This window comes from Flavobacterium sp. BFFFF1, assembly GCF_002256285.1.
GTDB lineage: Bacteria > Bacteroidota > Bacteroidia > Flavobacteriales > Flavobacteriaceae > Flavobacterium.
Map to the genome: position 1 here is coordinate 57,575 of NZ_NKJE01000012.1, position 11,949 is coordinate 69,523.

Here is an 11,949-nt window from a genome sequence, read left to right on the forward strand (position 1 = left end):
CGCTCTGTTCGCCTTGCAGGCGCGGGTACAGAGTTTCTATTTTTAATCCGCTGCCATGGAAAACAAACGGAATCATTGTAAGCGAACGCGTTCCTTGGGTTAATTCAATATTCGTTGTTCAAAATCCAGCTTTCAATCTCCAAAGAAAATCGGATTTCCTATCTTTGCAGGCAATTCAAAATGAGTGTTGAATAACGAACGCTCAATACTGAATTTTGAACGATAACTACAACTACACAGCATGACTAAAACACTTATTGCCCCTTCTGTACTTGCCGCTGATTTTGCAAACTTACAGCGCGACATCGAAATGATCAACGACAGTGCCGCCGACTGGTTTCATATTGACATCATGGACGGCGTTTTTGTTCCCAACATATCCTTCGGAATGCCCGTGCTGGACGCGATTAATAAACACGCTAAAAAAACCATTGATGTACACCTGATGATTGTCGATCCGGACCGGTACATCAAAACCTTCGCTGATTTAGGCGCTGACAACCTTACCGTCCATTATGAAGCATGCACCCACCTGCACCGTACTTTACAAGCGATCAAATCAGAAGGCATGAAAGCCGGTGTAGCCATCAACCCGCATACCAATATAGATTTACTTGAAGACGTGATTAACGACATTGATTTAGTATGCCTTATGAGCGTAAACCCGGGATTCGGCGGGCAGTCATTTATTGAAAATACCTATGCAAAGGTCAGGAAATTGAAAGCGCTCATCACTAGAAATGGTGCTTCCACGCTCATTGAAATTGATGGTGGGGTTACGGATAAAAATGCCAAGCAACTTGCGGAAGCAGGCGCCGATGTGCTTGTGGCTGGAAATTTCGTGTTCCGCTCTGACAATCCGATCCAAACGATTGAAAACCTCAAGTCGATATTAGAATAGCGTTTTCGGTATTTTTAAAGGTTGTCGAAAATAGACTGCTGTGTCGGTTGCCGTAAAGGAACCGGAATATTGAGATTTAAACTATGGTTCATTTCCTTTATAAAATGCTCTGCCAACAATGGTGATGCGAGTTCAATGTTTTGATGCACGAAGAAATAAAGCTTCTGTAAGCCCTGTTCACGCCACGTCGCAATCCGTTGAACCCAATCATTTAGCCTTGTGACATCGGAAGGATGATTTGCACCGACATACCGCACAAACGCCACAGGGCTTGTGAGACGCATGTGCAGCATATCGCGCCGACCGGCAGTGTCTACGATGATATTTGCCATATTATAACGCTCGAGTAAAGCAGTGTAGGTATCGATAATGGGTTTCTGGAACCACTCTGCGTTCCGTACTTCAACGGCCAATGGAACCCCTTTTGGAAAATCACCGAGTACTTTTTCGAGGCGGTCATAATCTTTCGGCTTAAAATTATCGGGCAATTGCAGAAATGCCATTCCAAGCTTTTCGTCAAAGTTACTGATTGCGTTAACAAAACTATCAATAAGTTCCTTAACGTCATTGAGTCGCCTGTAATGGGTTATGACATCGGTAACTTTTGGAAAAAATCTAAAACTGTCCGGTGTTTTCTTCTTCCAGGTTTCGACCTGCTGCCACTCCGGCATGCGGTAAAAGGTAGCGTTAAGTTCAATCGAATTGAACTGCGTAGCGTAATAAGCAAGTTCGTCCTTAGTCCCGCGGGGGTAAAAGCCTTTTAAATCGGTTCGGTTCCACTTCGCACATCCGATGTACACTTCGAACGGAGCGTCACTTTTATGTGCTCCCAGTAGCTCCGGCGTTTTAGGCGCATCTGGAGGCAGCGTAAAATCGATATCTTCCGGGTTTTCAACTTTTCCAAACTGCATGATATAGTTTTAACGCAATATAATAATAAGTTTGGGTTGCTGCCGACACCAAAAACAGATTTTTTAATAGCTTAAAGTTATTCAAATATAAAATCAATCAATTTTGATTATTGTTCTTGATGTCATACATTTATCGTTAGCAATTAACTATCGTTTAACCGTAATACCAACCACAATGGAAAATGAAACAAAAGACCTCAGTAAATGCCCGTTTCACAACGGCAGTATGAGGCAAAGTGTAGCCGGTGAGGGCACAAGAAACAGAGATTGGTGGCCTAACCAATTAAAATTGAATATTCTTCGGCAACATTCCCCTTTATCAAACCCGATGGGTTCGGACTTTAATTACGCGGAGGCATTTAAGAGCCTGGATATTGAGGCATTGAAACAAGACCTTCACACCTTGATGACCGACTCCCAGGAATGGTGGCCTGCTGATTTCGGACACTACGGCCCATTATTCATCCGCATGGCATGGCATAGCGCAGGTACGTATCGGGTTACGGATGGACGTGGCGGCGCGGGAGCCGGAATGCAGCGTTTTGCACCGCTAAACAGTTGGCCCGACAATGTAAGCCTTGATAAAGCGCGAAGACTGCTTTGGCCGATAAAACAAAAATACGGCAATAAAATATCGTGGGCCGATTTAATGATCCTGACCGGAAACGTGGCTTTAGAATCCATGGGCTTTAAGACGTTTGGATTTGCCGGGGGACGCGTCGATGTTTGGGAACCTCAGGAAGACGTTTATTGGGGTTCTGAAAATGAATGGCTTGGTGGGGATGTTCGTTACGCCGATGGTTCTGATGGTGTAAAAGAACACCACGGTATATTGGTGTCTGACGACGACGCCGATGGCAACATTCATTCCCGAAACCTTGAGAAACCGCTCGCAGCAGTACAGATGGGATTAATTTACGTGAATCCGGAAGGGCCCGACGGCAACCCTGACCCCATCGCAGCCGCGAAAGACATCCGTGATACGTTTGGCCGTATGGCCATGAATGACGAAGAAACCGTCGCGCTGATTGCGGGCGGACATAGCTTTGGGAAAACGCATGGCGCTGCCTCTGCAGACCATGTAGGCAAAGAGCCTGAAGCAATGGATTTGGAAATGCAGGGATTAGGATGGAAAAATAGTTTCGGCTCAGGCAAAGGCGCAGACACCATCACGAGCGGATTGGAAGTGACCTGGACAAAAACACCGACGCAATGGAGCAACAATTTTTTTGAAAATCTTTTTGGGTTTGAATGGGAATTGTCTAAAAGCCCTGCAGGCGCGCACCAGTGGGTTGCTAAAAACGCAGAGAACGTCATTCCGCATGCCTTTGACAACAATAAGAAGCAATTGCCAACCATGCTGACTACAGATCTTTCACTGCGATTTGATCCGGCATATGAGAAAATATCCCGGCGGTTTTTAGAAAACCCCGATGCATTCGCTGACGCATTTGCCCGGGCATGGTTCAAATTAACCCATCGTGACATGGGGCCCCGTGATTTGTATTTAGGGCCAGACGCCCCGAAAGAAGAATTACTTTGGCAAGATCCAATTCCGCAAATCAACCATGTTTTGATTGACGAAAGCGACATTTCGACATTAAAAAATAAAATTCTCGATTCTGGACTGAATATCTCGGATCTGGTAACAACGGCGTGGGCGTCGGCTTCAACATTCAGAGGATCTGACAAACGCGGCGGTGCCAATGGAGGACGTATCCGCCTGGCGCCGCAGAAATTCTGGAGCGTGAACAATCCGTCGCGGTTACAAAGGGTACTTGACAAATTAGAGACCATAAAAAACGAATTCAACGCGTCGCAAACAAGTGGCAAAAAGGTCTCAATTGCAGATTTGATTGTACTTGCAGGTTGCGGAGGAATTGAAAAAGCGGCGAAAGATGCCGGTTTTATTGTATCAATTCCATTCTCTCCGGGCCGAATGGATGCTTCACAGGAACAAACCGATGTAGAGTCATTTGGTTATCTCGAGCCGGCAGCAGATGGTTTCCGGAACTATAGAAAATCAAAATCAACCGTTTCGACAGAAGCCTTGCTTATTGATAAAGCACAGCTCCTCACGCTTACCGCACCCGAATTAACGGTATTGATTGGCGGCCTCCGTGTATTGGAAGCCAATTTTGACGGCTCAAAACATGGTGCGTTCACTTCAAGACCGGGTATGCTGACCAACGACTTTTTTGTGAACCTGCTTGACATGAATACCACATGGAAATCGATTTCTGATGACAACGAACTTTATGAAGGCAGGGATCGCCAGACAGATGCCAGACGTTGGACAGCCACCAGGGCGGATTTAGTGTTTGGATCAAACTCCGAATTAAGGGCTATTGCAGAAGTTTATGCAAGTGACGATGCAAAACATAAATTTGTTAAGGACTTTATCGCGGCATGGGATAAGGTGATGAACCTGGACAGATTTGATTTAGCTTAAACCGTTAGTTTATGAACAAAAAGGCGCCTTATTGGCGCTTTTTTTTACGCCAAACGATTGCTGATGAAGTAGCATTCCTCAGCGTTCCGCGCTGAAAATCAAAAGCCATGAAAAAGAAAATTGAAAGCGAACTTTCTGAACACGGGAGGATTGTCCGCTATCGCGGACTTCCTCAGCGCTCCGCGCTGAAAATCAAAAGCCCTGAAAAAGAAAATTGAAAGCGAACTTTCTTTTCTTTTTCAGGGCTTTTGATTTATTCGTGACGCGAGAGGGTTCGAACGTAATTCGAAATCGGCTCTGTTTGCGGGAGTTTACAAGGGTTAAAAAATTGAGGGGGTAACAATGGGGGTAACTATTTCAATTTTTTCATTAAAATCATTTCCTGTTTGTGAAAATAATGACACTCTCTCTTAGCGATTTTACTTCTGGGCTATGTTTAGTTTTTCTTTTATTTATATAACGCAAAACTCCTATTTCTTTTAAGTACCAACCAGCCTGAGCCCCAATGTCTCCTACAATCAAATCTACAGGTATTTCCATTCCTGCATAGGCTGAATTTGATACTACAAACCATAGTTGTGCATCTTTTTGCGCTTTAGTTTTCAATAGTTTCAAGATGCTAAACATATCTTCAAAATATGCCTGTATCATCATCGGAATATTTTTATGCATCAGATTCTCTGCATTAGATTTAACATGTTCAATAGATTTTTGATAGAGTACTCCAAAATTTGCCAATGTAGGCTCCTCCCACTTTGCTTGTATGTGAGACCTAACAGTTTTTAATCTTAAATCATAAAGTTGCTCGCTGGAATTAATAAATTTCCCTAGAAATAACTCTGGTCTATAAATATCCGTATAATCAAATGTATTTAAATATGGTGGAGAGGTAATACATAATTTAAACTTTTCAACCTTATTCTCTTTTAAAACTTTTCTACAATCACCATTTAGAATTGTCGGCTTTGTAGTTATAATATGGCTTTGAATATCTTCTTTTATTGCATCAAGATTAGCCTGTAGAGATTTTTTAAAACTTTCATCATTTAATCCATTATTCTGCCAATCATTATTATAACGGAAACATTTACCATCTCGTCTTGCGTTACAATTTTGAATTGCAGCAGAAATTAAAGAAAGACGATAAATTTCCTTTAGCTCTTTTGATTTTATAGTGTTTACTTTATCCCAACTAGTTTCAAAAGAATTTAATACCTCTGTATTGAATAGCCATTTTTTTAAATTTGCCTTTTCACTAAAGGTTGAGTATCCGATAAGTTTAGAACTAGAACTCATATCAGTATCAACTATCTTATCTGTCCATTTATCTAACTCTTTGACTTTTACATTTCTAGTTTTAGCTAATGACAAGAAGGAAGTAAATGGATTAACTTCAATTCCAAAAGAATTTATGCCGAGTGATGATGCTGTTAAAGTAGTAGTTCCTCCTCCATTGAACGGATCTAATACGATATCATCTTTGCCAACTTCTGCAATTTCGATAGCCTTTTCTACTAACAAAGGAGAAAAACCCTCTTTATAATAATACCATCTATGTCTTGCAAGATCAACGGTGTTTTCAGAGTTGGAATAACCTCCATTTTTTAAACCAAAATTATCATTTATTATACTCATTTTAACTGTATTTTGGTGTCATAAAATATCTTTGCGGGACTGCAAAATCCGTCCTTATAGAATGATATTCAGGGTTATAAACGATTTCTTGATTTAAAAAAGTCAATGCATCTGTAGAATTTAATGTTTCTACAGTCCCTTTATTGCAGCCCGCCCTCCTCGCATCAAAAACTACGAGATAACCCATAGTTGCATAAGTTGGAGATTGTATAAGATTTGCATCAAGATAATCAGCTAATTGCTTAGCACCGGACAAAGCTCTTGCTGGATAAAACTTTTTTGTGAATTGTTTATTTCGATGTTTCAGGGATTTTCCTAGCCACTTAATCTCAATCAATGCCAGTCTATTTGCTAATGCCCAAGTAACTTTTATGTCAACAGGGTGTGATTTGTCTACAATTTGTTCGGGTCTTATTTCAGCATTTCTTAGTTTAAGTTTCAAGAAATGTGTTAATGAATCCCGTAATATGTGCTCTGGCGCCTTTCTGAAAAAAAGCATATTACTATCAAACCAAACTCGTTGCAGATATGGGCAATCTGAATGTTTGGCAACTTTTGTCTTATAATCTTCTAAAGCCAACTCTAGGCTTTTATAAGACTGTATGGCAAAATAGCTGTCGGAATCCGGAATCGGCTCAAGCCTGCTAACGGTAGTTTTGTTATATATAGATTCTACACCTTTCTGTTTATCAAAATTATAAATAATAGAATCTTTCCTAAGAGTCTCAATATCAATCTTATAATTTATCGATATATTTAATTCTCCATTCGACTTGATTTCGATAACGATGTCATCACCAGATAGAGGTGTAATGTTTTCATACGAACTATATGTAGTTGGATTCGCGCCTATTAGAGCAGATAAATAATTAGTTTCCGTCAAGGCAGAATAAATTGTTACTGATTTAAAAGTATTATAAGCAAGGTATCTGTAAATTAAACTTATAGTATCCGTAAATTTCGTAACGTCTGTTAATTGAATACCATAATCTGATACCACAACTACAGCAAAGTGAAGTTGGGCAATTTTTTTGAAATATTCTATCCCTCTTTGGTCGTTTATCATATCCTAACAACACTATTTTCTTTATTTAATGATTCAATCCAAACAACTGCCGGAATCAATAAATCACTAAACTTATCTTCAAGCGCAACCTTCAACAACGAAAATTGATTGTGAAGAGATTTTGTAGCCGGATTACTTTCTTCAAGTAAACTTCGCCTATTCACTGTATTATTTGCAGATTTTAAAACTGGTTCATTACTAATAGCATCTTTTACAATGCCAAAAGGCATTAATGATAAACTTTTACAAGAAGCCTCCAAATATGGTATACGCCATGAAAATTTATATAAAGTACTATACAATTCTAACATTTTTTCTCCATTAGGCAATAAATTGTAATACCCATCAACACCTTCAGATTTACATAACGAGCCATTAGAACATAAAGCATTTAAAGCCTTGTCCAAATCGGTTGAAATAGGGCTTCCTAAACTACTTTTTATGAATCCATATTCCCAATTATCAATCATTTTGCCATCGTATAATGAAAGTAAACAACTTAAATAGGAAAAAAAATTTATCTCTGATAACGAAAAATCCTCTATTTTAAACTGTAATTTATTTCCAATGTATAGCATATCGAAAACTGCTTCAGACTTCATACTCATTCGTTAAGTTTATTTTCAATATTTTGATATGCTTCTTCAATCCGTAAACTTTCTTGCTGTTGAACATCAGATAAAGTTGTCCAGTTAGTCATTCTTTCTATCTTCATATTTTCATCTTTGCAGATATGTGCCAATTCCAACAATAATTGTGAACTATTAATGTTGGCTGTCATAATAAGTTTATGGTTAGATTTTGCAAAATCAGCAAACATTTTACCTGCACGACTTTCATAGGCAATATCCAACGAGCCTTCTGGAGTATCTATTAAAAATGTCGCGGAATTAGCGCTTAATTCAATTAACGCCATTCGCAGGGCTATATCTATAAAATATCTTTGGCTTTCTGATAACTGAAATGAATCTTTTCTTTTCGAATCTTCAATATCTAAAAATAAACTTGCCCCTTTAGTCACATTACTAAGACCAATAGTAATATTAAGTCCTAAAAAGCTTTTTGCATAGTTATTAAACGTGGGGATAAATTTAGATTCAGCGTCAGAGAATCCTTGGTTTAATTCAATTTCGAGAATATCTAACTCTTTTCTTGCCTTATTTCTTTTTTCATAAGCATCATCCTTTTGTTTGACAAATGCACTGATTGTATCTTCATACCTTTTTATCACAGCGTTTAGCTGTACATTATCTCTTAGGCTGTTTATACTCTGAATTATCTCTAAATTATCTTTTTCAATTTCGTCAATCCTAGAGCCAACAGATTTCAACGAGTCAACAGAAACATTTTCGTTTTCAATAAAACGATCTTTTCTACTTTGAGCAGTTTTAATATTGTTAGATATTTCCATCAATTTTTCATCGATGTTTTTTAATTCCTCGAAATACTGTTGATTGTTTTTTTCTTCCGTTGATTGTTGTCTTTGCTGATTAATTTCATTGACTAATTTGTCAATTAAATCCTGAAAATCTTTTGAAGAATATATTCTAATCTTTAATTCATTTAAAATATTAATAACGACGGGGTTTTTTTCAATCGGAACATCTTCTTTTAATGATTTATTAAAAATTATTTCGTACTCACTTCTCAATGATGAAGCCTGGAGAGATAAATCTGAAATAACTAAATCACACTCTTTAATTTCTTCTCTAGCTCTATTTATCGCTAAATTTAATTCATCTGTTTCTTCGAGTAAAGATTTGTGTGTTTCGGCAAGCTCAATATTTGACGCATCATTTATATCAATAGATTGCATCTCCTTTTTTATAGTATTTAATTCGCTCCTAGTTTTTGTTATTTGCCATTGTAGATTACGAGCATCCGAATCAGACTTATTAAATTCTTTGCGTAATCTATCTGCAGATTTCGCCTTATTTGCATCTACACCAAAAAACAAATACAAAACTCTTTCCATTAGGCTTTCATCCCAAAATAAAAGTTGATGTGTTTCGTCAAAAGTGAATAAATAGGATTGCAAAAAAACAAACTGATCAAATTGGGAGAGATTTACATCTTTAGTGAAATTAACTTTATATAACTCATTAATCTCCGAATGCGACATACTCTCATTCGCTTCAATCACTCCATCGGGCGAAGTTTTTTTAAAGCCTCTAAGTTCGTCAGGTTCAAAAAAGCCTCGAGTTATACTATAATCGTAAATACCGACCGTGAATTCGACTGTAACTTGTGAGAGGTCAAGATTATCTTCTGAAATCCTTCCATCAAAATAAGTGGCAGCAAAACCCTTGCTTTGATTATAAAATTTTGGTATCTCGTTATATTGTGTGAATTTACGATTTGGGTTTTTTACTATTCCGGTTAGTGCATAATTTATTATTGTTATAAAAGTAGACTTTCCCAATCCATTAGCTCCGGCAAGGCAGAAAACATTTTTCGTTAAATCTATATCAAGAAAATCTGCTTTTTTATAAAGACTGAAATATTCAATTTTAATTTTTTTTATTACTGGGAAATCAAACTTTTTCATCTATGATATATTGTTTAAACAGAAATAAAAACAGGCTTTTTTGTGATATATTTCATTCGCTCATTGCGAACGAAGTTAGTAAAAAATAAACCTTTTTTAAAGTTTTTTTATTATTAATATTTGTTGCTAATCCTAGCAATTCTATCACGTAGTTGCTGGATTGTCAAAAATTCATTGTCAAGTTTTGTATGCAACATTCGATGACAATTTGAGCAAACTAATGCTAAGTCTTGCAACTTTGTAACTCTTGAACCAATTTGTCCAATTGGTAATAAGTGATGACATTCAATAAAATTGGATTCATAAATTTTAGAAAATGAAAATTCACAAACCTCGCAATGTAAAGTATTGCTTAAAATTGCCTGAGCTTTTTTTTCAAAAACAATTTTTCTATTTCTTTCTTTCACGATATGAGAAACTAAACGCAAACCTCCTTCAATTGCTGAAATATCAGAACCTAAATCCTCGGATTCGTTTATCGCATTAGAAGTATTTATAACAGATTCTTGTTCTGCAGAAATAAAATATGGTTCGAATTTTTTCCAAATATCAAATTTTAAGGAATCTATATTTTGAATATTTTTGATATTTTCAAGTTTGCAAGCGTTTCCTTGTGTGAATCCAGCAAAATTTAACCTGCCCAATAATGTTGTTGAAACTTCTATTAGGCTTATATGGTTAGTTTTAGCAACAATTTTTACCCTTCTTCCATAACGGTAATCTGCTCTAACATTTTCATCTACTTCATCAATATCTATCGGCGAAACTAGATGGCTAAATACAGGGATGCCTTTAACCTTTTGATATAGCAAAATTAAATCTCCAATTTTAGGACTTGATAGATTAGTCCTATGTTTGGTGGGGAAGTTTAAAACAAACTCATTACCGTCAAAATTTAAATATGCTTCTCCGGATTCTGTATTTGTAACATTTTTAATCCAAACTATGTCAGAAGGTGTAAAAATCTTAGATACAATTGGATTTTTGTGTTTTCTAATTTCGAATTTTTTTGATGAGTTTAAGAAAATTTCCCAAATACCATGCTCTTCTATATCGTACTTTGAGACTTCTCCTCTTCCAGTCGTAAATAACAAATCGTAGTCAGAATTAGAATCAGTAAATCTTGGTTTTTGATTTTGCGGATAATTTATTCTTGACTTATGATTTACTGACAAAACTTGCATTTGGTCGGTAAGTGTTTGAGAATTGATTTCTCCCCATTTCGAAAGTATATATGTTTTTATTTCCTTGTAAGAAGCTACTCCATTTAAATTCTCAACAGCTTCTTTTATCATTTGCCAAACAAAAGGTTTTTTTGTAATCATCTTTATTTTCTAAATAATATTAAATTTCCGCAACTGTAAGCTTCATAATCGCTTGTAAATCATTTTTAAAATTTTCAATTTCATTCAAGTTATAATGCCGTTTCAAACTCGGATGAAACAAAATATTGAAAAATTTGTAAACTCTGAAAATCCTGTCCACAATCATCCTTGTTTTGTTATAGGAATATTCGCCGATTACTATTTCTGGAATTAATAATGAATCTCTGTAATCAACATAAAAGCCTTGGTTTTTAAGGTCGTTGAAGGATTCTAACTCATTTGTCCTATTTACGGATTCTATAAACGGGACAGCAGCATTTTTAAAATCTATCAAACAATTCATTGTATCGTTCAACCATTCATATTTAGTGTTAAATAACATTGCAGGTTCTTGAGTATCGTATTTTTCAAATGCTTCAAATAGGCCAGCACTCAACTCAAGTAACTTAGCTAACTGATGCCTAATCTTATGGTCAGAAAAAAACCGCTTGGCATTTTCCATTCTATAAGTGTCAAACCCTTCCGAATGTAACAAAACTAAAATAGCTTTTACAATTTCTTCTGAACTTAATATAAGCAAAGATGTAGCGGTGCTGTAGGATTTATTTACTTCAGCAATTAGTGTGGCATCCTGTTTAAGCTTACGAGCATTTTTGTATATGGCTTCGTGTATTCCTTTTGATTTTTGCGGCGATATATTTAGAAAACTTGACATGATTTAATTTTTTAAGACTTAAAATAACGCCTACAATTAACGAAATTATTCTCATGTATATACTTGCGCCGAAAAACTATTCTAATCTCGCTACAAGTCTAAAATCGTCTTTGTTCTTTATAAAATATCATATCTGAAAGTTTTTCTGAAGCTATGAATCTGGAATTTAAAAACGTCTCATAATTATATAATAAGAACTTATCACATGTTATGGAAATTTTGAATTGCACTCGAATTCAGCGAACCGTTCTAATAAATGCAAGAGTTTGCAGAAAATGTTATTTGACAAATGACCATATATTTATTGAACTTGTCATCATATGGGTTTTTACTTCAATTATATGCGATTAGGTTATATGTCAATAGGGTTAATACAACAAGGTAGAAGAGTACTAT

At 36.5% G+C, this 11,949-nt stretch carries 9 protein-coding genes; 2 read left to right on the forward strand and 7 right to left on the reverse strand.

The genetic code is table 11. The features are described from left to right. Positions 1–241 precede the first annotated feature (241 nt). The gene (gene rpe / locus CFE23_RS09235) at positions 242–901 is read left to right on the forward strand and encodes a ribulose-phosphate 3-epimerase (RefSeq protein WP_291087011.1); all 660 of its coding nucleotides are present in this window, start codon (positions 242–244) and stop codon (positions 899–901) included. Between the two features lie 14 nt (positions 902–915). Here the strand turns inward: rpe and CFE23_RS09240 are convergent, their stop codons facing one another. Continuing rightward, complete coding sequence (locus tag CFE23_RS09240; RefSeq protein ID WP_291087013.1) at positions 916–1,812, reverse strand: DUF72 domain-containing protein; 897 nt, start codon at positions 1,810–1,812, stop codon at positions 916–918. Positions 1,813–1,987: 175 nt separating this feature from the next. Between CFE23_RS09240 and katG the strand changes: the two genes are divergently transcribed. After that, positions 1,988–4,264 carry a catalase/peroxidase HPI gene (gene katG, locus CFE23_RS09245; protein WP_291087015.1) on the forward strand — a complete coding sequence of 759 codons (2,277 nt, stop codon included), beginning with the start codon at positions 1,988–1,990 and terminating at the stop codon, positions 4,262–4,264. Between the two features lie 375 nt (positions 4,265–4,639). On the opposite strand, the gene CFE23_RS09250 is transcribed toward katG, so the two are convergent. From CFE23_RS09250 to CFE23_RS09275, 6 genes are all read right to left on the reverse strand, one after another. Continuing rightward, positions 4,640–5,899: a DNA methyltransferase gene (locus CFE23_RS09250; RefSeq protein ID WP_291087017.1), complete on the reverse strand. Its 1,260-nt coding sequence runs from the start codon at positions 5,897–5,899 to the stop codon at positions 4,640–4,642. 1 nt (position 5,900) lies between these two features. After that, positions 5,901–6,965 (reverse strand): hypothetical protein, encoded by a 1,065-nt coding sequence (locus CFE23_RS09255; protein WP_291087018.1) that lies wholly within the window; start codon positions 6,963–6,965, stop codon positions 5,901–5,903. Then, entirely contained in the window at positions 6,962–7,567 is a 606-nt protein-coding gene (locus CFE23_RS09260; RefSeq protein ID WP_291087020.1) for a hypothetical protein, read from the reverse strand. The genes CFE23_RS09255 and CFE23_RS09260 overlap by 4 nt, the downstream gene beginning before the upstream one ends. A 2-nt stretch (positions 7,568–7,569) precedes the next feature. Continuing rightward, positions 7,570–9,513, reverse strand: a complete 1,944-nt coding sequence (locus CFE23_RS09265) for an AAA family ATPase (protein ID WP_291087022.1) — start codon at positions 9,511–9,513, stop codon at positions 7,570–7,572. Positions 9,514–9,626: 113 nt separating this feature from the next. Beyond that, the gene (locus CFE23_RS09270; RefSeq protein ID WP_291087024.1) at positions 9,627–10,838 is read right to left on the reverse strand and encodes an HNH endonuclease; all 1,212 of its coding nucleotides are present in this window, start codon (positions 10,836–10,838) and stop codon (positions 9,627–9,629) included. A 19-nt stretch (positions 10,839–10,857) separates the two neighbouring features. After that, on the reverse strand, positions 10,858–11,553 hold the full coding sequence (locus CFE23_RS09275; RefSeq protein WP_291087027.1) for an AbiV family abortive infection protein: 696 nt from the start codon (positions 11,551–11,553) through the stop codon (positions 10,858–10,860). Positions 11,554–11,949 lie beyond the last annotated feature (396 nt).

What these genes read in the sequence shown, in the direction of transcription:
- rpe (WP_291087011.1), top strand. Translation starts at nt 242, where the DNA reads ATGACTAAAACACTTATTGCCCCTTCTGTACTTGCCGCTGATTTTGCA.
- CFE23_RS09240 (WP_291087013.1), bottom strand. Translation starts at nt 1,812, where the DNA reads ATGCAGTTTGGAAAAGTTGAAAACCCGGAAGATATCGATTTTACGCTG.
- katG (WP_291087015.1), top strand. Translation starts at nt 1,988, where the DNA reads ATGGAAAATGAAACAAAAGACCTCAGTAAATGCCCGTTTCACAACGGC.
- CFE23_RS09250 (WP_291087017.1), bottom strand. Translation starts at nt 5,899, where the DNA reads ATGAGTATAATAAATGATAATTTTGGTTTAAAAAATGGAGGTTATTCC.
- CFE23_RS09255 (WP_291087018.1), bottom strand. Translation starts at nt 6,965, where the DNA reads ATGATAAACGACCAAAGAGGGATAGAATATTTCAAAAAAATTGCCCAA.
- CFE23_RS09260 (WP_291087020.1), bottom strand. Translation starts at nt 7,567, where the DNA reads ATGAAGTCTGAAGCAGTTTTCGATATGCTATACATTGGAAATAAATTA.
- CFE23_RS09265 (WP_291087022.1), bottom strand. Translation starts at nt 9,513, where the DNA reads ATGAAAAAGTTTGATTTCCCAGTAATAAAAAAAATTAAAATTGAATAT.
- CFE23_RS09270 (WP_291087024.1), bottom strand. Translation starts at nt 10,838, where the DNA reads ATGATTACAAAAAAACCTTTTGTTTGGCAAATGATAAAAGAAGCTGTT.
- CFE23_RS09275 (WP_291087027.1), bottom strand. Translation starts at nt 11,553, where the DNA reads ATGTCAAGTTTTCTAAATATATCGCCGCAAAAATCAAAAGGAATACAC.